Origin of the sequence: Edwardsiella sp. EA181011, from assembly GCF_000800725.1 — a bacterium.
In the GTDB taxonomy this organism is placed as follows: Bacteria; Pseudomonadota; Gammaproteobacteria; order Enterobacterales; family Enterobacteriaceae; genus Edwardsiella; species Edwardsiella anguillarum.
Genome location: NZ_CP011364.1, coordinates 3,662,070 through 3,683,493, shown reverse-complemented (window position 1 = coordinate 3,683,493; position 21,424 = coordinate 3,662,070). Strand labels below are relative to the sequence as shown.

The 21,424-nt window shown below is 50.2% G+C and carries 19 protein-coding genes and 8 pseudogenes; 20 read left to right on the top strand and 7 right to left on the bottom strand.

The window, feature by feature from the left end; translation table 11 throughout:
- Positions 1–5: 5 nt before the first annotated feature.
- Entirely contained in the window at positions 6–248 is a 243-nt protein-coding gene (locus tag QY76_RS18345; protein WP_071818543.1) for an ogr/Delta-like zinc finger family protein, read from the bottom strand.
- Positions 245–997 (bottom strand): hypothetical protein, encoded by a 753-nt coding sequence (locus tag QY76_RS16315; RefSeq protein WP_045425045.1) that lies wholly within the window; start codon positions 995–997, stop codon positions 245–247. The genes QY76_RS18345 and QY76_RS16315 overlap by 4 nt, the downstream gene beginning before the upstream one ends.
- A gap of 572 nt (positions 998–1,569) precedes the next feature.
- On the opposite strand from QY76_RS16315, the pseudogene QY76_RS18340 reads away from it, so the two are divergent.
- The 7 genes and pseudogenes from QY76_RS18340 to QY76_RS16285 all read left to right on the top strand — a co-directional run bounded on the left by QY76_RS18340 (position 1,570) and on the right by QY76_RS16285 (position 5,141).
- Positions 1,570–1,836: pseudogene (locus QY76_RS18340) on the top strand (helix-turn-helix transcriptional regulator).
- Positions 1,833–2,384, top strand: coding sequence for a host cell division inhibitor Icd-like protein (locus QY76_RS18335; protein ID WP_045425043.1), 552 nt, complete (start codon positions 1,833–1,835; stop codon positions 2,382–2,384). Before QY76_RS18340 ends, QY76_RS18335 begins: the two are co-directional and overlap by 4 nt.
- Positions 2,381–2,608: a hypothetical protein gene (locus tag QY76_RS16305; protein WP_034166062.1), complete on the top strand. Its 228-nt coding sequence runs from the start codon at positions 2,381–2,383 to the stop codon at positions 2,606–2,608. The genes QY76_RS18335 and QY76_RS16305 overlap by 4 nt, the downstream gene beginning before the upstream one ends.
- Positions 2,605–2,925 (top strand): DUF5375 domain-containing protein, encoded by a 321-nt coding sequence (locus tag QY76_RS16300; protein ID WP_034166063.1) that lies wholly within the window; start codon positions 2,605–2,607, stop codon positions 2,923–2,925. The genes QY76_RS16305 and QY76_RS16300 overlap by 4 nt, the downstream gene beginning before the upstream one ends.
- A 14-nt stretch (positions 2,926–2,939) precedes the next feature.
- Complete coding sequence (locus QY76_RS19770) at positions 2,940–3,344, top strand: primase-helicase zinc-binding domain-containing protein (protein ID WP_371200899.1); 405 nt, start codon at positions 2,940–2,942, stop codon at positions 3,342–3,344.
- Positions 3,328–3,789 (top strand): annotated as a pseudogene (locus QY76_RS19765) (winged helix-turn-helix domain-containing protein); the annotation flags it as partial. The gene QY76_RS19770 and the pseudogene QY76_RS19765, both read left to right, overlap by 17 nt.
- Before the next feature lie 278 nt (positions 3,790–4,067).
- Positions 4,068–5,141, top strand: coding sequence for a hypothetical protein (locus QY76_RS16285; RefSeq protein WP_200901074.1), 1,074 nt, complete (start codon positions 4,068–4,070; stop codon positions 5,139–5,141).
- Positions 5,142–5,687: 546 nt separating this feature from the next.
- Here QY76_RS16285 and QY76_RS18555 read toward each other — a convergent pair.
- Positions 5,688–6,481 (bottom strand): annotated as a pseudogene (locus tag QY76_RS18555) (transposase); the annotation flags it as partial.
- A 249-nt stretch (positions 6,482–6,730) separates the two neighbouring features.
- Here QY76_RS18555 and QY76_RS16270 point away from each other — a divergent pair.
- The 10 genes from QY76_RS16270 (at position 6,731) to cas2e (ending at position 15,970) form a co-directional block, all read left to right on the top strand.
- Complete coding sequence (locus tag QY76_RS16270) at positions 6,731–7,735, top strand: YafY family protein (protein WP_045425040.1); 1,005 nt, start codon at positions 6,731–6,733, stop codon at positions 7,733–7,735.
- Between the two features lie 377 nt (positions 7,736–8,112).
- Positions 8,113–10,407 (top strand): CRISPR-associated helicase Cas3', encoded by a 2,295-nt coding sequence (gene cas3, locus QY76_RS16265; protein ID WP_235439429.1) that lies wholly within the window; start codon positions 8,113–8,115, stop codon positions 10,405–10,407.
- 3 nt (positions 10,408–10,410) lie between these two features.
- Entirely contained in the window at positions 10,411–10,890 is a 480-nt protein-coding gene (gene casA / locus QY76_RS19640) for a type I-E CRISPR-associated protein Cse1/CasA (RefSeq protein ID WP_256379279.1), read from the top strand.
- A gap of 80 nt (positions 10,891–10,970) precedes the next feature.
- Positions 10,971–11,894, top strand: a complete 924-nt coding sequence (casA, locus tag QY76_RS16260) for a type I-E CRISPR-associated protein Cse1/CasA (protein ID WP_371200896.1) — start codon at positions 10,971–10,973, stop codon at positions 11,892–11,894.
- Positions 11,891–12,415: a type I-E CRISPR-associated protein Cse2/CasB gene (gene casB, locus QY76_RS16255; protein ID WP_034165909.1), complete on the top strand. Its 525-nt coding sequence runs from the start codon at positions 11,891–11,893 to the stop codon at positions 12,413–12,415. The genes casA (QY76_RS16260) and casB overlap by 4 nt, the downstream gene beginning before the upstream one ends.
- On the top strand, positions 12,412–13,047 hold the full coding sequence (cas6e, locus tag QY76_RS16250; RefSeq protein ID WP_034165908.1) for a type I-E CRISPR-associated protein Cas6/Cse3/CasE: 636 nt from the start codon (positions 12,412–12,414) through the stop codon (positions 13,045–13,047). The genes casB and cas6e overlap by 4 nt, the downstream gene beginning before the upstream one ends.
- Positions 13,048–13,059: 12 nt before the next feature.
- Positions 13,060–14,103 (top strand): type I-E CRISPR-associated protein Cas7/Cse4/CasC, encoded by a 1,044-nt coding sequence (gene cas7e / locus QY76_RS16245; protein ID WP_045425029.1) that lies wholly within the window; start codon positions 13,060–13,062, stop codon positions 14,101–14,103.
- 3 nt (positions 14,104–14,106) lie between these two features.
- A complete protein-coding gene (gene cas5e, locus QY76_RS16240) occupies positions 14,107–14,820 on the top strand; it encodes a type I-E CRISPR-associated protein Cas5/CasD (RefSeq protein WP_045425028.1) in 714 nt (237 codons plus the stop codon).
- Between the two features lie 3 nt (positions 14,821–14,823).
- On the top strand, positions 14,824–15,702 hold the full coding sequence (gene cas1e / locus QY76_RS16235; RefSeq protein WP_034165905.1) for a type I-E CRISPR-associated endonuclease Cas1e: 879 nt from the start codon (positions 14,824–14,826) through the stop codon (positions 15,700–15,702).
- A gap of 28 nt (positions 15,703–15,730) precedes the next feature.
- Complete coding sequence (gene cas2e, locus QY76_RS18325; RefSeq protein WP_235439428.1) at positions 15,731–15,970, top strand: type I-E CRISPR-associated endoribonuclease Cas2e; 240 nt, start codon at positions 15,731–15,733, stop codon at positions 15,968–15,970.
- Positions 15,971–16,286: 316 nt separating this feature from the next.
- On the opposite strand, the pseudogene QY76_RS18550 reads toward cas2e, so the two are convergent.
- A pseudogene (locus tag QY76_RS18550) lies at positions 16,287–16,656 on the bottom strand (integrase core domain-containing protein); the annotation flags it as partial.
- Between the two features lie 3 nt (positions 16,657–16,659).
- Between QY76_RS18550 and QY76_RS16230 the strand changes: the two are divergent.
- Positions 16,660–17,343 (top strand): annotated as a pseudogene (locus QY76_RS16230) (IS3 family transposase); the annotation flags it as partial.
- Between the two features lie 62 nt (positions 17,344–17,405).
- Here QY76_RS16230 and QY76_RS19540 read toward each other — a convergent pair.
- The 3 pseudogenes from QY76_RS19540 to QY76_RS19530 form a co-directional block, all read right to left on the bottom strand.
- A pseudogene (locus QY76_RS19540) lies at positions 17,406–17,598 on the bottom strand (recombinase family protein); the annotation flags it as partial.
- 135 nt (positions 17,599–17,733) lie between these two features.
- Positions 17,734–17,853 (bottom strand): annotated as a pseudogene (locus QY76_RS19535) (IS3 family transposase); the annotation flags it as partial.
- A 962-nt stretch (positions 17,854–18,815) separates the two neighbouring features.
- Positions 18,816–19,475: pseudogene (locus QY76_RS19530) on the bottom strand (transposase); the annotation flags it as partial.
- 711 nt (positions 19,476–20,186) lie between these two features.
- Here QY76_RS19530 and QY76_RS18315 point away from each other — a divergent pair.
- Together QY76_RS18315 and QY76_RS18915 are read left to right on the top strand one after the other, a co-directional pair.
- Entirely contained in the window at positions 20,187–20,771 is a 585-nt protein-coding gene (locus QY76_RS18315) for a winged helix-turn-helix domain-containing protein (RefSeq protein WP_071844204.1), read from the top strand.
- A complete protein-coding gene (locus tag QY76_RS18915; RefSeq protein ID WP_144418122.1) occupies positions 20,710–21,243 on the top strand; it encodes a PsaF/MyfF family fimbrial adhesin regulatory protein in 534 nt (177 codons plus the stop codon). Before QY76_RS18315 ends, QY76_RS18915 begins: the two co-directional genes overlap by 62 nt.
- The last annotated feature ends 181 nt before the right edge of the window (positions 21,244–21,424 follow it).

The following is a 21,424-nucleotide window of genomic DNA, read 5'->3' as shown; positions in this document are numbered from 1 at the left end:
CTCGGTTAATGTGAAAAGGGAGAGCGATAGCAACCGGATACCCGGCGCGGCTCCGCCTGTGGTGTTGGCCGTTCTGCCGTTACCGGCTTGGCTGGTTGATGGATAATTTCATCGATGGATTCCAGCGTGCGGAACGTCGCCGAGCAGTGAACATTGGTGCACTGGTGATAGCGCTGTTTGACGTTATCCGATAAGTATCGGCTGCTGCGGGTATGGGCGGATTTACCGCAAAAAGGACAATGCATCATGCGATCAGCCCCCGCGCCTGAAGCTGGGCTTTACGCTGCTGCATTTCTTCGTAAAAACGCATGCTCTGTGCCGGTGTTGCGGCGAGCTCATAGTCCATATGGGGGAACGGGCTGGGCGATAACCCTATTTTGTACAGTACCGGCTCATCGTTCAAACGGATCTCATATTGGTCTACTTGCGCTTTCAGCCAGCGACTGATTTCTGCCAGAACCTCTTTTTCGGCCGACTCAATGTCATGATGGCCAGCGCGATAGCGTTGTTGTTGCAGGGCGAAAATTTTGAGCTTGATTGCCCGGATGAGTGCAGGGGCTCCCTGTGACAGGGTGGTCTCAAACTCGCGCTGCACGTAGTCGTTCAACAGCGAAAAGTGTGCATCACGGTAGGCTTTCGCCGAGCTGCAACATGTGCCCTTTCCCTGCTCAAGTTCATAAGCCAATACCTCGGCAGCGTTCTCACACTCTTGCATCAGCTCCCGGCGGGCGACACGCTCCATATGCTGTTGCTTGAGCTCATCGGTGAGCACGGCACCATTGCGCAGGAATTGCTCGCGCCAGGCTTGCGTATCATCGAGGCCCGTTTGTTCCAGACGGGTTTTCTGTTGTTGGGCCTGCTCGATGGCATGCTGGATTTCATCCATCCGGTGCACGTTATTCAGATGATGAGTTTTGGCGCTATCCAGCACTTGGAATGCCTTATCCAGCACGGCGGGGATCGCCGTCTCTTGTTGGGGGTGAGTGGTTGGTTTCATGGTCTTCTCCTGCTGCGTTATCAAGGTGAAATCATTCTGCAACGCACCACACAACCACACGAGCGATCACGGTTGTCGCAGGGATGGCACAAACAGAATCGGGCAGAACGGCAATCAGGAGGGCTAGCCAGAGAAAGGGTCGGATAAGCTTCTCTCTCTGTTTGTTTTTCTATAAATAACTGTTCACTACTATTCACTATAAAGAAAAAGATAAGTAATACAGTAAATTAAACAGTGAACAGTTGAGATAAAACTATTCACCGACTGTTCACTACTGTTCACCGTTGACGATGCTCTGCTCTATGAGTCTCCTTTCATTATTTATAGTTATTTCGGGTAGATATCTTAATTAATACCCGTTAATCATCTAAATGCAGTACTACGGAGTGTCAATGTGGTGCAATGGAGTGCAACGGCGGGCAGTTATTATTTTTTGTATGAAAATTGCTCTGTTGTGTGGTGGTACACTACAAAATGACTTGTTGCCCTACGTAAAAATATTCACAAAATAGAGAGCTACCTGAAGCCGGACGGACACGACCGGACTTGTATGGATTTTATGAGGTAGCCCTATGCACACTGCTTTTTCTTCCCCGTCCTCAGCCCCTGCCGCCCCGATGATGTCGGCTCCTGATGCGGTTCAGGAACGCTTTATCCGCCTGCCCGAAGTGATCCACCTTTGCGGGTTGTCGCGCTCAACCATTTACGATCTCATCAGCCGCGAGGCCTTTCCGAAATAAATCTCGCTCGGCGGTAAAAATGTGGCCTGGGTACAGTCAGAAATCACCGCGTGGATGGCCGATCGTATCGCCGACCGTAACCGGGGCTACGACGCATGATGATACCCGCACCGCAAACTCCCCCTTTTTCTGGCTTGCGTCTGTTGGCCGTTTTTGGGTATAGTTTTTCCGCTGTCGCAAAATCGGCAGCCGGGCGTAGGAACCCGAGTTACTTATTGGCGACACCAGACGCGCCAGGCGTCTTTTTTTGCGTCGTTGTTCAGGCATACCCATTTTCTGGGCTGTGGTGCTTACACCATGGCCCTTGTCAGATAATGGTGGCCCGGGCGGGGCAGCCTTCGGGCTGGCCGGTTTCCAATAAGGCCGGTATTCCTACCCCCGTCCGGGTCACCACCCATGAGCGTAGGAACTCCGGTGGTGGCATTTACCGCTACTTATTGGAGGTTGCCATCATGGCTACGATCCTCACCCCGTCACACCCGCAGTTTGTCTTTGTCTTCGCCGCTGTCCGCCGCGCCGATCGTCATTCCCCTATCTGTATGCTGCGCACCGTAGCTGATAACGAACGCAGTGCCCGCCGCTCCCTTGCCCGTGAGTATGTCCTGTCCTTTGCCGGTCGCCTGCCGGTGACGGGGGTGTACGCATGAAGCATACCACTATCGCCTTGCAAGACCTCGAATGCCTCGATCACCTGCGCAATGTTGGCCAACTGGTCGGTGAACTGATGCAAGAGCGGGCATGTATAACCGTTCAACGTAACCCGGAGCAAAATCTCCAGCTCACCTCCCTGATATACCTGATGACCGCCCAGCTCAATAGCGTGGTCGAGCGCTGTAACCAGCATTGGCTTGCCGGGGAGGACAATGTATGACTACGCCATTACCGCCTGTCCTGCGTGCCGCGTTGTACCGCCGTGCCGTTGCCTGCGCCTGGCTGACCCTGTGCGCGCGTCAGCACCGCTATCAGGCATTCACCCTCGATACGCTGGAAAATGCCATTGCCACCGAGCTGGAGGGCTTTTACCTGCGCCAGCACGGCGAGGAGAAGGGCCGCCAGATTGCCTGTGCGTTACTGGAAGATTTAATGGAAGCCGGACCACTCAAGGCCGCCCCGTCACTGTCCTTTCTCGGCATTGCCGTGATGGATGAACTCTGCGCCCGTCACATTAACGCGCCGGTATTGCACTGAGGGAGAAAACAACAATGGACATGAACGTTACGGACACCGTTAATCTGGCGCGCGGCCACTGGTTACATATTTTATCGGCGCTGGGGATGAAGATAAGGAAAAACCGCCATCAGCCCTGCCCGATTTGTGGTGGTGATGCGCGTAGCGACCGCTTTCGCCTTGATGATCTGGAGGGGCGGGGTACGTGGTACTGCAATCGGTGTGGTTCAGGAGACGGGCTCAGGCTGGTCGAAAAGGTGTTCGGTGTGTTGGCCGTAGAGGCCGCCGATAAGGTGAATGCGGTGATCGGCAACCTTCCGCCGGTTGCCCCGAAGGTGATTGCGGCCGCAGAGGCCGGAACGGAGGCCGACCGCAAAGCGGCGACCGCGCTGGCCGTAAAACTCATGGAGAAAACCCGACCGGCCACAGCTCAGGGATAAAATCGCCCGGGAGCTGGTCGTCATCGTGCGCCAGCTCATGCAGACGTTCAGGGACCCGATGACCGCGCGCACACTGCTGCAGTCGCAGCAGAACTCCGACGAGGCACTCTGCATCAAGCGCGACGCCGACCCGACGTTTGATTTTTGTGGTTATCTGGAGGCACTGCCCGAGCCTGACGGTATGTATATGGGAAATGCGAATATCATCCCGCGACAGCCGCGCCTGTATCTGTATCACGCCTATCTGGTGTACATGGAGGCCCATGGCTACAGGAACGCACTCAGCCTAACCATGTTCGGCAAGGGGCTCTCAGCCATGCTCAAAGAGTACGGTCTGAATTACGATAAACGGCGCACAAATCAGGGCATGCAGACCAATCTCGCGCTCAGGGAGGAAAGCAACGCCGATTGGCTGCCGAAGTGCGATGAGCCCACCGCGACATAACCTACCCGGACCGGCATTGCTGGTCTTTTTTTATGTCTAAATCGGCAAGGTGAGAAACGGAGGATCGCCATCTAGTAATTGCTATCAATTGATCAAATGATTAATATTATTTTGATTCTTGTTGAGGGGGGGGCGTGGAATGCTTTTATTTTGTCACATGTTTTTTTGACAATATCAATAGTCAACGAATCAACTTCTTTACGGGAAATGTTTATTAAATTACTTGATGGTAACCCTATTCGAATCGATTGCGAGAAACTCAATGATTAAGGAGAACAATGATGAATACTGGTGATGACAGAATCAACCAAGAGTGGATAGCGCTGAACGCAATAAGAGGCATGGTAAAAATCGCTTCAAAAGGTAGCATGAGTAAATCTACATACGACAATGCGTTAGATTTGGGAGGGGTTCTTTATCCTGAACTACTCGGCCCTGACAATAGTCTTTTAAGACGGGAGCGTGAGAGTGATACCACTAAGGAATATCGTCAAAAAGCTGAGCTCAGATCAATAAAAAATGAGTTCCCTATTACTGCGCTGGAACTTGTTTTGACGGATATTGAAGATTACGAATCACTCATATCAATAGCTAGAAAAAATAGAGGTGATAAACAAAAATCCGATCAACTCAAGAGGAGATTGGCTCAGCTTTTAAAAGCAAAATCTGAACTGGAGATAAAATCACACTCTGAAAATCAACTGATTTTTAGAGATGCTTATAATGCCGAGAGAAATCTTCCTGAATTATCTAAGGGGCATGCTTATAAAGACTTTGAATTGCCCGATGGTAATTATCTAAGGCTTCGTGTGCTACATCCAGATAGACCGGAGCATATTACTGGCGCAGATATAATATATGAGCGGCATAATGAGAAGTCAGGAAAGATAAGTGTGGTCATTGTTCAGTACAAAATATGGGAGGATAAAAAATTATACATATCAGATAGTAGAATGAGAGATCAAATAGATAAAATGAGAAAGTTTACGTGTGGAAATGATATTTGTTCTCTTCAAAAAGGAGATAATACTTATAGATTCCCTTGTTGCGCAGGATTCTTGAGACCAACTGACAGGTTGCAACATGCAGATCAAAAATTTATTTCCACGGGTGAACACCTACCTATCTGTAGAATAAATGACTGTAAATCAGTAGGAAAGCAAGGTGGTGAATTACTTGAATATGATAAAGTAAAAGAAGTATCTCTTTCTGCTGAGCTATTTGAAGAACTATTTAATAGGGGAAAGGTCGGTTCTAGAGAACTATCACGTGATGAGTTGGAAGTATTGTATAAGAATGCTTCGGTTATCGATGCACATGATACAGTCGTCATCTACGCACAGGAATTTTAAATGTCGACTCAAAGGTATACAGGTACACTTTTCTATTTAAATGAAAAAATGAGAATAGTACTTATATCTATCGCCAATTATGAATGATGTTGAATAAGATTGGGAGTAAGAAGATTGGTCAGCACTACAGGTGCCCCCCTTCATACTTAATAGAAGGCCATTTTTCTGTATGGTAGCAACAGTGAACAGTAAAGTGTTCACTGTTCACCAACCATTCACCACATAACTGTTTGAATATTAATTGAAAAAAGGCATTGTGAATAGTGTGAACAGTTTTCCCCAAAAAAAGTTTTTTTCTGTTCTTTAATTTGTATGAAAAATGAACTCGCCTGCCAATATGTATAGGAGTGTGTATAGATTTATTCTTCTATTTAATTTTTATCAATTAAATCATGGTGTTACTATGTTTTATTGGTTCCTGTTATCTGCGCCTTGTTCCATATTTGTGCCATTCTCCGCCAAGAATGAGTCGATTTAAATGGTGTGCTGCGTCAGGTGATTCGGTGCGAGGTAGACCCTGCACACGATTCTGTGTAAATGCCTTTTTTAGACATGACCGTCCAGGCGGTCACCGAACTTGATAATAAAGCGACTTATCGCCATGCGCCGGCCCCTCAGCGGTATAGTCCATTTCTGTGACGCCGCCTGGGTTGCCAGCCACACCACCTTTTTCACTGTGTCATCCATCGGGAGCACCTTACGCTTTTTGATGGCGTGTCTGATCACGTTGTTTAGCGACTCGATGGTATTGGTCGTGTAGATCACAAGGTGGATGTCCGCTGGGTAGGAAAAGGAAGTGGTCAGGTTCTCCCAGTTGGCCTACCCGCGGCGTCTTATCTGCGGATCTCAGTTGCTCCAGTCGCTGGAGAGCGCTTCCAGCGCCTGCAAGCCTGTATCTTCCGTGGGAGCTTGGTAGATAGCTTTCAGGTCACGGGTGACGGCCTTGTACTCTTTCCCGGAGGCAAAACGCAGGCGGTTGTGCACCCTATGCATGATACATAATGGGATATGCTCCTACGGATACGCTGTATTAGGCCGCCAATACCAGCGATGAAAGCGTCGTTCAGTCCGTGATGCTTCAGCTCCGTCAGCACGCTTAGCCAGAATTCGGCGCCTTCATTTTCGGCTATCCACATCCCCGACAATGCTTTCTGGCCTTTGATATTGATACCCAGTGCTAGAAACACCGACTTATCGAGGATACGACTATATTGTCGAACGTTTAGAGAAATATTATCAAAATAAACAATTGGATCAGCTGAAGCCCGCGGCCGGTGCTGCCATGCGACAGCTGCGCATGACAGCATCGGCTCTCTTTGAGCGTCGCGCCGCTTCGACACAGATTTTCCTCAGCAGGCGATCGAACTGGTTGAGATTCTAAGGGGGATGATGTTGGCCAGTTGGTTAGTCAGAGCCGGCAACTGTTTTTCGTTCATAAATCAATCGGTATTTAATGTTGGATTGAACATATCAAAATCAATCAATTAGACAAATATATGCGCGGGCTTACCGATATCTGTGAGACTCAATAAATTTTTTTCTTTGAGGTGTATTACCCTAATTTACATTTATCAATAATTTAAAAAGAGATGGAACAACTTAATCGAGCCATTGCATTACACCAATTACTATTGGATTTTCGCTACCCCGTTCCACGCTCAGTCATTCTGGAGCGGCTTGAGTGTTCTGCCAGTACCTTCAAACGGTTACTGGAATTGTTGCGAGACCGCTATCAGGCACCAATCCTATGGGATCCGGTCGCCCGAGGTTATCGTTACGATACCGATGATGGCCGATTTACCTTACCCGGTGTCTGGTTTACCGCATCAGAAGCCTTTGCCCTGTTGATGGCCAATCGTCTGCTACAAGATGTGCAGCCTGGACTACACCAACAGGGGCTGGCGCAACTGCAGGAGCGCATCGGCACATTACTCGGCCCCCAGTGGAAGGGTCAGGCAGACCGGCTGCGAGTTGAGAGCATAGGGCGCCAGTATGTAGCACCTGAACTCTTCCTACCCCTGGTGCAGGCCCTGTTTGCTAGGCATCGACTCCAACTCCACTATCGTGCAACCTCGCATCAGGCCGACATTCGGTGCGTTTCTCCCCAGCGCCTATGCTGGTATCGGGACAACTGGTACTTGCTCGCCTGGTGCCACGAACGAGAGGCACTCCGCATCTTCGCTTTGAGCCGCATTACCGAACCCCTTGAGCTTGATGAGACCGCCTACGACAGCGAGACGCAGGAGCTGGACGCACTCTTTTCCAGTGGCTATGGCATCTTTGTAGGCAGTACCTTGCAGCAAGCCGAGCTACGCTTTGATCCCAGCGTGGCCCCTTGGGTCAGAGATGTGCAGTGGCATCGAGATCAAATTCAGACATTAGAGCAGAGCGGCCATATTCGTCTGAGCTTTCCCTATGCCGATCAACGCGAACTGGTGCGTGACCTGATGCGCTTTAGCGGTGAGATCGACGTGCTGGCACCACCGGAGTTACGTCAGAGTGTGATAGCCGCCATGGTGGCGGGATTAAAAAAACATGGAGCAAGGACATCAGTAGTCCAGCCCCTGAGCCAGTGGGGGGAAGATAATGGCTAAGGTGATAAAACAAAGGGCGACTGCGATATGATAAACCGAAGGCGCAAAGCGGCGGATACGGAGTCAGCGATCGCGGCTGTCCCCTTTGAATTGTGTCCGGCTAAGACCTATAAAGATCGGCAAGGCGTACCCCATCTGGGGCGGAGTGTGTTTAACCACTGTCAGATAGTGGGGCAAACGGCCAAAACTTTGCTGGAGCGGATACCCGCGACGATTCGACACTCACTCTTTCCACCCGGGAGTGCACTCCAGGCCGCTCTTCACGATATCGGTAAGGTCAGCCCCGTATTTTTCCTCAAATTACAGTGTGCGGTGGAGGGGGATCACTCCTCTTGGTTACAGCGAATGCCCCAATTTCGCGCAATACAGGAGCGTGAATGGGGGGCCATGCTGGCGTCAGCGAGTTGGCCCTCGCCGCAATCACAATCAACCCGTTTGTACCTAGCATCGCTGGGCAGCACCACGGCTTTAATCCGCCCGAGGTGATGTTGACGGCCGATGCGCCGCCTTTGGGAGGAGAGCCCTGGCAGACAGAGCGCTGCAAGCTGGTGGAGGCGTTACAACGGGCAATGGGGGAAGCGATCCCCATTATCACGACGCCGGCGCAGGCCAGAATATTGGCAGGGCTGACTACCGTAGCGGATTGGATTGGCTCTGGTCCTCACTTTGAAGATCCTGCCATCCCCTGGCAACCCAGAATAGGGCAAGCATTAGATGATGCCGGGTTTGTATTGCCTCAGGTACGTCATGGGCTGACCTTTGGTGATATTTTCACTGCTGAGGATGGGACTCCCTATCAACCCAATGAGCCTCAGCAGCTTCTCCACCAGCATAGCCAAGGCGTCGGTGTTTATGTGCTTGAAGCGCCCATGGGGCTTGGTAAGACCGAGGCGGCGCTCTATGCAGCCTACAAGATGTTGGAAGAGGGAAAGGCCACAGGCATCTATTTTGCGCTGCCCACTCAGCTGACATCTAACAAGCTGTTAGACCGCTTCAATGGCTACCTCAAGCAGATCCTGACCGAAGAGAGTCCACACCGTCACTCCCTACTGCTTCATGGCAGCGCCTGGTTGGTAAATCAGGAGTGGGGCGAAGAGGGTAAACCCGGCCGCAGCTGGTTTGACAGTGCCAAGCGTGGCCTGCTGGCACCCTTTGCCGTGGGTACCCTCGATCAGGCACTGATGGCCGCCATGAACGTCAAACACGGTTTTGTCAGGGCCTTTGGCCTGGCGGGCAAGGTGGTGATCCTCGATGAGGTACACAGTTACGATGCTTACACCGGAGTGATCCTCGACGAGCTGATCCGACTACTTCGCACCCTGCATTGTACTGTGATTATTCTCAGCGCTACGTTAAGCCAGGCTCGCCGCAGTGAGTTGCTCGGGCAGCAGGCACAGCGAGATGCCTACCCGCTCATCTCGGTATCACCAGGTATCACGCCATCACCGTTGCAAGAGCTCCCGGTGACACCGGAAGCATCCCGCGCAGTTCACCTGCAGTGCAAGGCCATGGCGGATCAGACTGTATTAGAGGAAGTGCTAAAGCGAGCGGCCCAAGGCCAGCAGGTGCTGTGGATTGAAAATACGGTAGCAGAGGCACAGGAGCGTTATCTCGATCTGGCTGCCAGAGCCCAAGAGCTGGGGGTAGCCTGCGGTCTACTGCACTCTCGGTTTACCGCACTGCATCGGCAAAAAAACGAGGCTCATTGGGTTGGCTGCTATGGCAAAGTGGGCAGAGCTGCTCGCAGGGAGCAAGGGCGCATTTTGATAGGCACTCAGGTGCTTGAGCAATCACTTGATATTGATGCCGATTTTCTAGTCAGCCGCATGGCGCCTAGCGATATGCTGTTTCAGCGTTTGGGTCGCCTCTGGCGCCATGAACAGACACCTAGGCCGCCAGAAGCCAGTAGAGAGGCCTGGATCCTTGCCCCAGACCTTGATACAGCGCGCCAAGATCCCTATCAGGCCTTTGGTGCAACAGCCCACGTCTACTCACCTTATTTGCTTTGTCGTTCTTTAGAGGTGTGGCTTGTGCAGGTGAAGGAGGGGATGGTCTCCTTGCCTGACCATATCCGTACGCTGGTGGAGTCCACCTATCGGGAACGCGACGAAGATGACGCGATGGTGCGCTGGAAACGAGAGCTCTTTGAGGGTTCGCACCGGCGTAAAGGGGTTAATACGCTTCGGCAGCTGGCGCGACTTACGCTCTCCAAAGGAGGCAAGACCCTGCCCGAGGCCAAGGCACAAACCCGCTATAGCGAGCAAGAGAGCGGTAACTTGTTGCTCCTGTCGGGGCTATCTCTGAACAACCACGATCAGGCTACAACCCTGACCTTTCTCGATGGTGAGCAGATCATTATTCCATGGCATGGACATCGCCTTACTCCAGCAGAGTGGCGAGGCCGTGCGGCACGAGTGACCCAGCATCTAGTCAGCTGCCGTTTAAGCCAGCTGCCCCGGCCAGCGGAGCGGCTCTGGTGCCAAAACGTAGGCCTGGGCCATGTACTGTATCTCGGCCATCCGGATCAGGATGACGCCGCTATTTCTATTGCCCTGGTCGCTACAGATCATCAATTACATGCTGTCGATGGGTGCTCCGCTCCCTTAAGCGATCGCCTCTCTTATCGCTATCGGGATGACATCGGTCTCATCATTACCCAATACAAGGAGTAAGCCGTGGAACATCGCTTCAATCTGATCGACGAACCCTGGATACCGGTGGCCGATAAAGGACGGGTCGGGCTTAAGGATATCTTCACCCACCCCGAATACCGGATGTTGGGTGGTAATCCGGTGCAAAAGGCTGCCATTTTGAAGCTACTGCAGGCTATCGCCCAAGCCGCGACGACACCGAAAGATATGGCGGCGTGGCAGCAACTGGGTTGGCAAGGCATGGCAGAGCGGGTCTGTCGCTATCTAGCCCAGTGGCACGATCGCTTCTATCTCTACGGCCCGACCCCTTTTCTTCAAATGCCTGCCATTGCCAAAGCCGCTATCAAGAGTTTTGGCACCGTGCAGCCCGATGTGGCGACCGGCAATACCACGGTGTTGACCCAGTCGCAAGCTGAGCAGCCGCTCGATGATGGCGAGCGGGCGCTGCTGTTGATCACCCAGATGGGGTTTGCGCTGGGGGGAAGAAGACCGACAACAGCGTAGTGCTAACACCGGGTTACACCGGTAAGAGCAATGATAAAGGGAAGCCATCAACGGGCAAGCCAGGCCCCTCTGTTGCATATATGGGCTTACTGCATAATTACTGTTTGGGCACATCATTGCTAGAGAGTATCTGGCTCAACCTCTTTACCGAGGCTGAAATTGCTGATCTCACTCTTTATCCATCTGGCTTGGGTATAGCGCCTTGGGAGAAGATGCCAGAGGGGGAGGATTGCCAAGTTGCTAAACAGCTCAAGGGCTCTCTGATGGGGCGGTTGGTTCCATTGTGCCGCTTCTGCTTATTGGCCGATGAGGGACTGCATTACTCCGAAGGTATTGCACATGGCAACTACAAAGAGGGCGTCTTCGACCCTTCAGTGGCGATCGATATTAGCGGTAAGGAGCCCAAGGCGCGCTGGGCAGACCCCGAGCGCCGTCCTTGGCGCGAATTGACCAGCCTGCTCGGTTTTATCGATCAAGGAGGAAAATCGCTTGATTGTTATCAGATTAAACTGGCTTTGCGCAAAGCTAAAAAGCAGGTAGCTCACTTTGCTATCTGGTCTGGGGGATTAAGGGTCAGCAGTAATGCCGGTGAACAATATGCCTCCGGTTCAGACGATATGGTCGAGTCGCTTTGCTGGTTCTCTCCTAGCCACGTTAACGCGCTCTGGTTTAACCGTTTTCAAACCGAGATAGGCCAGTTAGATGGGCTGGCCAAGACCCTTTACGGCTGCGTGATAGGCTATTACAAGACACAGATGATGGAGGGTGAGTCGCTCGCCAAACAGGCGAGCAACCTTTTCTGGCAGCTCTGCGAGCGTCAGAGTCAGGCTCTGATCGATGGTTGTGATGAGGTAAAGGCTCGACAACAGCTGCGCCGTCAATTTGCCCGCTATACCACTCAGGTATTTGACCAGTTTTGCCCCCATCAAACGGCGCGTCAGATGGATGCCTGGGCCAAAACCAAGCCAAACCTCTCCGCCTATTTGCAACAGGAGCAATCATGAATACGCAACCGCAAGCCTCACAGCGTCGCGAGGTGGATTTTGTCGCCTACCTCTGTCAGCGCTGCCAAAACGACAAGGGATTTGCCGCCCGGCTGCGCCGTGCCGATAACCCTGCTACCGAGTATCAAAGTTGGGACACCCTCGCCGCCTTCGGGATCAATCTGGAGTGGGCCGAAGAGCGCCAGCCATTTGCCCTGATTGCCGCCGCCGTGGCACGCAGCGATCAGGCATGCAATGGTACCTTGCCACTGGGGCAGGCGATAGCCCTCGCTTTTAGCGAGGGGCGCGAGAGCGATCAAGCCAAAGCCAGGCTACGCCGCCTGCTTGCCTGTGACGATACCGAAGAGGTATGCCGCATTTTGCGTCCGTTGTTGACGTTGATCCGGAGTCGGGTCAATCAACCCCTCGATTACGCGGCGCTGCTGGTGGACTTACGCTGGTTTCATCGCAGTGCAGATCGCGCCAAAGCACGCTGGGCTCAACAGTTCTACGGCCGGCAGGAAAAGGAGATAACAGTATGACCCTCTATGCCAGCGTGTTACGCCTCGATCGGGCCGCAGTGAAAGCGCTGCGAGTGACCGACCTCTACTCACTACACCGGGTGGTTTACACACTGTTTGAGGACGTACGTTCAGAGATGCAAAAGCAGGCCAGCGTACCAAGCGGAATCCAATGGGTCGATAAAGGGGGAGATCACCGTTGTCGCCAGATCTTGCTGCTCTCGGACCGCCTTCCTCAAACCGGTGAATACGGTGAGGTTGAATCACGTCCGCTGCCTGACGATTTTCTAGCGCATCGTCACTACCGCTTTGCCGTTACCGTCTCTCCGACCAGACGCGATAACCAGAGCCGTCAACTCAAGCCAGTGAAAGGGCGAGAGGCTATTGCCGACTGGTTTATTGAGCGCGCGGCCACAAACTGGGGCTTTTATATCGACCCTGAGCGTATTCAGGTCGATGACGTGAGAGTGGCCCAGTTCAAGGGCAACGCTGAGCGAGCTATCACGCTGCAGCAGGCAACCCTGAGCGGTTATCTCACCGTGACCGACCCCGAACGTTTTGCCATGAGCGTAGCCAACGGAGTGGGCCGTGGCCGCGCCTTTGGCTGTGGCCTGTTGCAAGTCGTTCCCCTTATCGAACTCCCTCTATTCTGACAAGGAATCATCATGAATAACGCGCTGAAAAATACCCGTATTGAGTTTCACATCCTGCAGTCTTTTCCGGTTACGTGTCTGAACCGGGACGATGTAGGAGCCCCCAAAACGGCCGTCGTCGGTGGCGTCACCCGCGCCAGGGTTAGCTCCCAATGCTGGAAGCGTCAGGTGCGTCTGGCCATGCAAGCGTTTGGTATTAAGCTGGGTATTCGCACTAAAAAGGTCGCTGATCTTGTCACAGAACACTGCATCAAACTGGGTGCAGCACAGGAGCCTGCTCAGGCGTGTGCGAGCAAGATTGCCGAGCTATTGGCCGATGATACCTTGCTGTTTATTAGCGACAGTGAGGCTGAAGCCTTAGCGGATTATGCTAGAGAGCAGGAGTTCGATTCTAACAAGATCAAAGATAAAGAGCTGGCTAAGCGGGCTAAAAAAAAACTCAACCCAGCCCTGGATGCGCTCGATATTGCTCTCTTTGGGCGCATGGTTGCCAAGGCCGCAGACATGAATGTCGAAGCCGCCGCCTCTTTCAGCCATGCCATCTCGACTCACAAGGTGGCCAATGAGGTGGAGTTCTTCACCGCGCTGGATGATCGGCAAGACGAGCCCGGTTCGGCCCACATGGGGAGTCTGGAATTTAACTCCGCTACCTACTACCGCTATATCAGCCTGGATCTGGGGCAACTCGCCGACACCATGGGTGGGGATGAACTCAATAAAGACCAGTTGAAACAGGCCATCGCCGCCTTTACCAAGGCGCTGTTTGTCGCGGTTCCCGCGGCTCGTCAGACAACCCAGTCCGGCGCCAGCCCGTGGGAGTTTGCCAAGGTGCTGGTTCGTAAAGGACAGCGCTTGCAGGTGCCCTTTGATGAACCTGTAAAAGCCGCTGGTCGTGGCTTTTTAGTCCCCAGCGTAGCAGCACTCAAAGGCTATATCAGCAAGAAAGAGGCGCTCACCGGCAGCCTGTTTGGCAAGCTGGGAGATTATGAGTGGGGTGAGGACGAGGCATTCAGTGTGGATCACCTGATCGCTAAGTTACAAAACCATGTGGAGTAAGTCATGAGTCAACCTTACCTGTTGCTATGGCTGGAGGGGCCGCTACAAAGTTGGGGACACGACTCCCGCTTTGGACGACGTGAGACCCTGCCTTTTCCAACTAAGTCCGGGGTACTCGGGGTGGTCTGTGCCGCCTTGGGCGCGAGTGGCCCTCAGACATCCCTACTTGCCCAATTTGCCGATCTTGATATGCAGGTCCACAGCTTTGCTCGTCGTGACAAGAATGGGGCGCTCGTGCCCCGAGAGCCTTTGTTACGCGATTTTCATATGGTGGGCAGTGGTTACGATGACAGGGACCCTTGGCAGAGTCTGCTGATCCCCAAAACCCGTGAAGGAAAGAAAGCGGTGGGGGGAGGCACAAAGATGACCTACCGCTATTACCTGCAAGACCAGGCGTTTGCCGTACTGCTCCAGACTCCTGCTGGCCTGTTAACCGAGGTCGTCCTGGCTCTGCAAAATCCGGTCTGGGATCTCTCCCTCGGCAGAAAAACCTGCGTGCCCAGCGAGTTTATCTTTCAGGGACAATTTGCCAACCGGGATGATGCGCTGACAGCCGCCCTCAATCTGGCCGAGCAGAAGCAACGAACCCAGGACTTTATGGTGGTCCAGGGTGCTACTGAAGGGGGAGAACTGCTGACATTAAACGATGTTCCGCTGCAGTTTGGTCAGCATAAGCGTTATCGGGATCGGCAGGTGACGCTAATAAACGAGGGCTAAACCATGAGTCGTGGTCAGCGTCTATTCGTCAAGATCACCCGGGAGTCTCTACCTCAGGTTAAGGATAAATACCCCTTTATCTACCTAGAGCGCGGGCGCTTAGAGATTGATGATAGCAGCTTAAAGTGGCTCGATGCCGAAGGGCAGGTTGTACGTTTACCGGTAGCGACGCTCAACGCCATCCTGTTAGGCCCTGGAACCAGCTTGACTCATGAGGCTGTTAAAACGGCTGCAGCGGCCAACTGTGCTATCTGTTGGGTGGGTGAGGATAGTCTGCTCTTCTATGCGGCGGGTTTTTTACCCACCGCAAGTACGCGCAACCTCCAGCATCAGATGCGGCTAGCCTGTAATAAAAAGTCATCCCTTGAGGTAGCTCGCCGCATGTTTGCCTATCGTTTTCCCGATGCGGATTTGGCAGGTAAGAGCCTCAAGGAGATGATGGGCATGGAGGGTAGCCGGGTACGCGCCCTATATCAGCAAAAGGCCCAGCAATATGGGGTTGGTTGGCGAGGGCGTCAGTATATTCCGGGAAAGATGGAAATTAGCGATACAACCAACCGAGTGCTCACTTCAGCTAATGCTGCTCTCTACGGCATCCTTTGCTCGGCGTTGCATGCCATGGGTTATTCCCCGCACATGGGGTTTATTCACTCAGGTAGCCCGCTGCCTTTCGTCTACGATCTGGCCGATCTTTATAAAGAGAACCTCTGTATCGATCTTGCCTTCTCCCTGACGCGTGAGATGGCGGGTCGTTATGAGAAGGCTCTGGTTTCATCTCGTTTTCGAGAGCGGGTGATAGAACTGAATTTGCTCGCGAGTGTAGCCAGAGATATACCACAGCTACTTGGAGGGGCAAATATTGATGCTGATAGTGCTAGCTAACGATTTACCTCCAGCAGTTCGAGGACGAATGAAACTTTGGTTTATTGAACCGCGGCCAAATACCTTCGTTTCCGGTATCAAGGATTCGGTTGCTGACACAGTGATCGAATACCTTTATCAACACTGCTCACCGGCAGCGGGTGTGGTGATATTTAAAAGCATTGCTAGAACACCGGGATATCAGATCCATACCATAGGATCACCGACTAAGACGCTCTGTGAGATCAATGGCCTGCAGTTGGTGATAGAAAAGCGACTCGAGCAGTAAGTTAACCACAATATGTAGTTGGTTTAGTATGCTCTTTAACAATATAATGGGGTCTTCCCCACGTCCGTGGGGTGTTTCTGTTATCTTTCTCCATCTCAAACGCCTGCGTTAGTCTTCCCCACGTCCGTGGGGGTGTTTCTAAATTAGCAGTATTAAAGCAAGCGCAGGTATTGTCTTCCCCACGTCCGTGGGGGTGTTTCTCTCACACCTATCTGTCCGGCAACATCGAGTGCGTCTTCCCCACGTCCGAGGGGTGTTTCCAAAAGTCAGCCAGTGAACCGTCTCGGTTTTGTGGGAGAGCGTTAAGTCCGGGAGTTCAGGCTGCCATAGCCTCGTTCCCGATGGGAGCGTAATACACTTTTTCTGCCTCAGCGGGTGGGATGTGACCCAGCCGCTCAAGCAACCGACGATTGTTGTACCAGTCCACCCACGCCAGTGTGGCCAGCGCCACTTCCTGCCAGTTTCTCCAGCTCTGTCGGTGTTTTGTACAGACCGTTGATACTTTCGGCCATGGCATTATCATAAGAGTCACCCGTACTGCCCGTTGAAGCTAGAAGCTCCGCCTCCTGTAGCCGCTGTGTGTACGCCAGCGATACGTACTATGAGCCTTTGTCGCTGTGATGAAGGGGGGCTGATGGCCGACGGGCCCACAGCGCCAGCTCCAGCGCGTCCAGTACGAACGCTGTCTCTTGGTCAGTGAAGCCTGGATCGCCAGTGGGGGTTCCGCCGGTGTCAGAAGCATCGCCACGATGGTCACTATGAAGGCCGTAAAACTCGGCCGATGGCTGGCCGGGCGGGTGATGAAGGAACTGGGTATCTCCAGTTGTCAGATGCCGGGGCATAAATACAAACGAGGGGGCAATGAGCATGTTGAACCCCTAATCTTCTTGCTCGGCAGTTTACCGCCACAGCGCCAGACCAGGCCTGGTGCGGCGATGTGACCTACATCTGGACGGGCAAGCGGTGGGCTTATCTGGCCGTAGTGCTGGATCTGTTCGCCCGCAAACCGGTGGGCTGGTCGTTACCGTATTCACCAGACTCAGACCTCACCATAAAAGCACTTCAGATGGCATGGGCGTTACGAGGACGGCCATCTGGCGAGTGATCAAGGGAGCCATTATACCAGCCGTAAGTACCGGTAGGTGTTGTAGCGCTACCGGATCACACAGAGTATGAGTCTGCGGGGAAACGGCTGTGATAACAGTCCGATGGAGCGGTTCTTCCGAAGTCTGAAGAGTGAATGGGTGCTGACGACGGGCTACAAAAGCTTCGGGGAAGCACGGTCATCCATAGCCCGGTATATCACGGGGTACTACAGTGCTCTCAGGCCTCACAGGTATAACGGCGGCTTAACGCCAAATAAATCAGAGTGACTGTTTCATGAACAGTCAGGTCGTGTGGCCAAAATTAGTTGACCACTACACAGTTAACCCTCTTCAGACTGAGCTCGTTTGATTCCTAGCGTTCTCTGTTCCGCTGTAAGTTTTTTTCAAAACGGACTAATCCGGCCATCATTGTTAACGTGGCTTTACCAACTGGCATTGTCAGGTCGAATTTTTCACGCAACCTAATAACCTTCTCCCCTTGGCCTGTAGTATCTCAAGGGTTGATAGGTCGTCAATCATGTTACATTCGGTTCCGCACGAACAGGTTGGTCAGGGCCTGTCGCCGAAGGCGAGTCATACAGAGGTTCAGTTCTGGTAAAAGGGGAAGTATGTGGCGCAGCATCCGCGCATGAGTATAAGCACACCAACAATCCGCCCGGACCAGAGGATTTCAATGTCGTCGAAGATGTTTTCCCGGGCTAGCTCCCGGGTTTTATAGCGGCGTTTTCCGTAGTACTTTTTTTTCAGTGAACTGAAGAAGGATTCGACCACGACACTGATGCTCCGATGTAAAGAGTTGACGATTTGCATATGCAAAATCTGAAAAAGTCAGTGGATAGAGTTCGCGCACGATATAGTATTTTAAACATCTGATGATCTCTTTGGTTGGTAGTTATTTGCCAGTTCGCCTGTCTACACTGACTTTGTCACTCTGTTTACTCGATAAACTTTTACCGTATATATTATATGAGGCATGATTAGAGTCTTACATTATATATATCAAGATGGCTCGAGTAGAGAATTTCGTTTCCATTGAGATGCTAAAACACGATGTCAATATATGTGGCTATTAACTCATAATAATGAAGGCTGTTCTCTTGCTCTTTCTTTTTCGACTCACTTAAACTTAAACAGTATGTGATTAAAATCATATCATGCTTTTGTAAAAAATCACGACTTATTCCTAATAAATTAAAGTCAGCAAGGAAAATAAAATCCTCATTTGGATTGTCGCAATAGCAAGAGAATTTATCATTTCCGATAAATTTATGAAAGTATAAAATTGCGGTGTTTTGCATCTTGGTTAAACTTGACGTAGCCGAAATCTCTTGCTCTATATATTCCATGTAAACCTCTGTTCATCTATGTGGGAGATACAGATGCGCATGCTACTGAAACCTGTAATATACAGCCAATTATTTCGTGTTTTAAAAAAGAATATGTATTCATAATTGATAAGATTATAGCCTCCGCTACGTAATCGACATGAGTGCTTGGTTGCCATCAGCTATATTGACGGGGATTTAATGGTTACAATGGTTTTGTTGAATAAATCAAATTTCGGGTGGGTTTTCCGGCTACCAGCCTGATTCTCTGGTGAAAATACGTTGCCTGTTGCTCCATGTTCGTACCATGGATCCTATGTTGCCTGACCTCTGTAGGCCCACAGCGTCAGTAAAACTCCCAACAACGGTTTTCGCGATTCCAGCGATTGAATGGTGATTATAATCTATTATCTATTTCCACCGCGCATGACTCCCGCTCAGTCGCTGATTCGCAACGCCGCGATTGTGCTCTGCATACTCAACCGGACAGTAACCCGCCCCTTTTCAGGGAGGAAGAGGGCTCTAATGTTCTTACGATGCAGTTTATCGTGACATAACCGGGTATTGTAAGTGTCATCAGCCACGGCTGACCTGATTTTCCTGTGAGTCTGTTGGATGAGTCCGCTGGGGCCCCTGAGTCGGTTCAACGAGAGGGGTAGCACAGATAATGTCATGTGTGTTCACATCAATGGTCAAATGCAGTTTCCGCCAGATGCGATAACGCTCTTTGCCAGGCTTTTGAACTTTCCACTCACCGTCACCGAAGATCTTCAGCACGGAGGCATCAATTACCCTATGCGTAATCTCACCTCGGCTGGGCGTTGTAAAACTGATGTTAACCTACCTGATACATTTACTGACACGACTGTAATCAGGGCTGTGCAATGGGATGTCCAGCAGGGAAAAATGGATCAATAAAGCCCGGTGCGACCCACTGGGTGAGTCGGAGTATATGCTTAATTGCCATGACGGCGACGATGGCAAGGTCAGAATAGCGCAGAGGTCGCCCCCGTGATGAGGGGGATACTGACTCATACTGGGAGGATCATCTCGTCATCCAACACAGGAAGTGATGGCGCCTCGGTTGACGGATGCTTTGCTGTCGTTACGCCAGTGGGTGGTCTGCTTTGCTACGGAACCAGCTGTGTTGCCGGATGGTACGTGATCTGATCTTTCAACTCAGCAGCAGTTCGATTTACTCAACAATGCCGATATGCAATATAAATAATAGGTAATTATGTGATTATTTAGATAATCGCACTTATATCTGATTCAGATGACTATAATTCCTCGTCACTTTACTTCAGTAAATAACACAAATGGAGAGCGTATGAGAGCGAACTTGAATTTAGTCTTGAATAGCTATGATTGTGTGTCTGAGCTAGAGTGCTTATCTATTGAAATTGACATTCTTATGTCTGAGTTTATATATGCAAATAAGATAGAGAAAAGCGCCTTGCATGAGCACATATTCTTAACATATCTTCTATCAATACATCATAAAATAACATTATTGATACAAGCCAGAAAGGCGGAGAAGAGAATGGATGTAGTGTAACTCGAGTAACTGGTGATTATCTTACAATGAATAGACAAATTTAATTAATGCAGTAATTATATTTTTTGTTATTGTAAATTGAGTTATATGCAAAATAGTCATATTAACCATTTTGTATTGGTGGTAATGCTTTTTATTATTTGTTTATGATTCGTTTATGATTCGTTTATGTTGTTAATAGTTTTTCATGTATAGTTCTTCGTTTTCTTCTTGAAGGGGGAGGGTAAGTGTCGGCTTTGATAATTAGAGGGGAAACCCTATATATAAATGAGGAAGAGCAAGCTCTATCCGCTAGTGAGGTTGCTTTGCTATATTTATTATATAGCAATCCAAATGTTATATTTGGAAGTGATGATATCATAAAAAAATGCTGGCCAGATCGTATCGTTTCTGCTGGCTCTGTTCCTGTATCCATAAAACACATAAGGGATACCTTAAAAAAAATAACAGAAAAACAAGTGATAATAACGCATAAAGGTAAAGGATACAGCTTTGATAATATTGCTGGATATATAAGTATAGACATGTGTGATATCAACCAGGGGGCTATTAGCTTAGCGTCTGACAGTAAATTCAGCGTAACTAAAATAAAAACACTATTTGTTATTTCTGTTGGCGCCATTTTTATAGTCGGTTTATTAGATTGGTTGAGTAATACGTTTATTATTGTTGATAATGATCTGGATGTTTCCTCTGGACATCTGGAAATGAGTAAGTATAAGAAAAGTTCAAATGGAGAAGTTATATTTCATGATGCAAATGGCAAAGTCATTCGGTGTAACAATGCGACATGCTTGGAAAGTAGTCATTAATTTCAAGGTAGTATTGATCGTTTTATTGATTTCTATCATCCTACTTGGTAAGGGGACATTCAATGGATATTTTAACGATACATATAATGAATCGAGAGGAGTTGTTGAGCACATAGATTTATCTATCAGTAACTATAGGTTCAAACTGGCTCACTTTGTGAGCGATGAAAATAAAAATTTACTCTTAGCTGAAGAGGAAGAAGGAGTGGCTATTAAATTGTTTAATGGTAAATACCATCTTCTCCCCTTACATTATCAGAAAACCTTTTCTGCTATTAAATATATTGCATCTTTTGATGAGCTAGGTAGCATTAGGGCATGTCTTTATGATTTTGATAAAAAATCTAGGAGGCGTGTGCTTTTTTTAGATAATGACAGGGGTGGTATTGTTTTAAATGGAAAGTCTGTATACCCGTCATCACTATTTCTCGAAGGAGAAGGGCACGATAATAGCTTCTTTCATTCCAAATAAACCATGAATCCAAATACCTTCATAGCTTTTATCACCTAGGGTACCTGGTCTATCCTGGTCTATCCTATCCCCTTTGGGCTATTGATTCGGATGGCGCATAGTTATTTTCATTATTATTTATTAATAATGAAAATAACTCATAATATAGCCCCACCCTTCTATTTTTATTGTAAATAACTTA

What these genes read in the sequence shown, in the direction of transcription:
- QY76_RS18345 (WP_071818543.1), bottom strand. Translation starts at nt 248, where the DNA reads ATGATGCATTGTCCTTTTTGCGGTAAATCCGCCCATACCCGCAGCAGC.
- QY76_RS16315 (WP_045425045.1), bottom strand. Translation starts at nt 997, where the DNA reads ATGAAACCAACCACTCACCCCCAACAAGAGACGGCGATCCCCGCCGTG.
- QY76_RS18335 (WP_045425043.1), top strand. Translation starts at nt 1,833, where the DNA reads ATGATGATACCCGCACCGCAAACTCCCCCTTTTTCTGGCTTGCGTCTG.
- QY76_RS16305 (WP_034166062.1), top strand. Translation starts at nt 2,381, where the DNA reads ATGAAGCATACCACTATCGCCTTGCAAGACCTCGAATGCCTCGATCAC.
- QY76_RS16300 (WP_034166063.1), top strand. Translation starts at nt 2,605, where the DNA reads ATGACTACGCCATTACCGCCTGTCCTGCGTGCCGCGTTGTACCGCCGT.
- QY76_RS19770 (WP_371200899.1), top strand. Translation starts at nt 2,940, where the DNA reads ATGGACATGAACGTTACGGACACCGTTAATCTGGCGCGCGGCCACTGG.
- QY76_RS16285 (WP_200901074.1), top strand. Translation starts at nt 4,068, where the DNA reads ATGATGAATACTGGTGATGACAGAATCAACCAAGAGTGGATAGCGCTG.
- QY76_RS16270 (WP_045425040.1), top strand. Translation starts at nt 6,731, where the DNA reads ATGGAACAACTTAATCGAGCCATTGCATTACACCAATTACTATTGGAT.
- cas3 (WP_235439429.1), top strand. Translation starts at nt 8,113, where the DNA reads ATGGGGGGCCATGCTGGCGTCAGCGAGTTGGCCCTCGCCGCAATCACA.
- casA (WP_371200896.1), top strand. Translation starts at nt 10,971, where the DNA reads ATGGGCTTACTGCATAATTACTGTTTGGGCACATCATTGCTAGAGAGT.
- casB (WP_034165909.1), top strand. Translation starts at nt 11,891, where the DNA reads ATGAATACGCAACCGCAAGCCTCACAGCGTCGCGAGGTGGATTTTGTC.
- cas6e (WP_034165908.1), top strand. Translation starts at nt 12,412, where the DNA reads ATGACCCTCTATGCCAGCGTGTTACGCCTCGATCGGGCCGCAGTGAAA.
- cas7e (WP_045425029.1), top strand. Translation starts at nt 13,060, where the DNA reads ATGAATAACGCGCTGAAAAATACCCGTATTGAGTTTCACATCCTGCAG.
- cas5e (WP_045425028.1), top strand. Translation starts at nt 14,107, where the DNA reads ATGAGTCAACCTTACCTGTTGCTATGGCTGGAGGGGCCGCTACAAAGT.
- cas1e (WP_034165905.1), top strand. Translation starts at nt 14,824, where the DNA reads ATGAGTCGTGGTCAGCGTCTATTCGTCAAGATCACCCGGGAGTCTCTA.
- cas2e (WP_235439428.1), top strand. Translation starts at nt 15,731, where the DNA reads ATGAAACTTTGGTTTATTGAACCGCGGCCAAATACCTTCGTTTCCGGT.
- QY76_RS18915 (WP_144418122.1), top strand. Translation starts at nt 20,710, where the DNA reads ATGATGCAAATGGCAAAGTCATTCGGTGTAACAATGCGACATGCTTGG.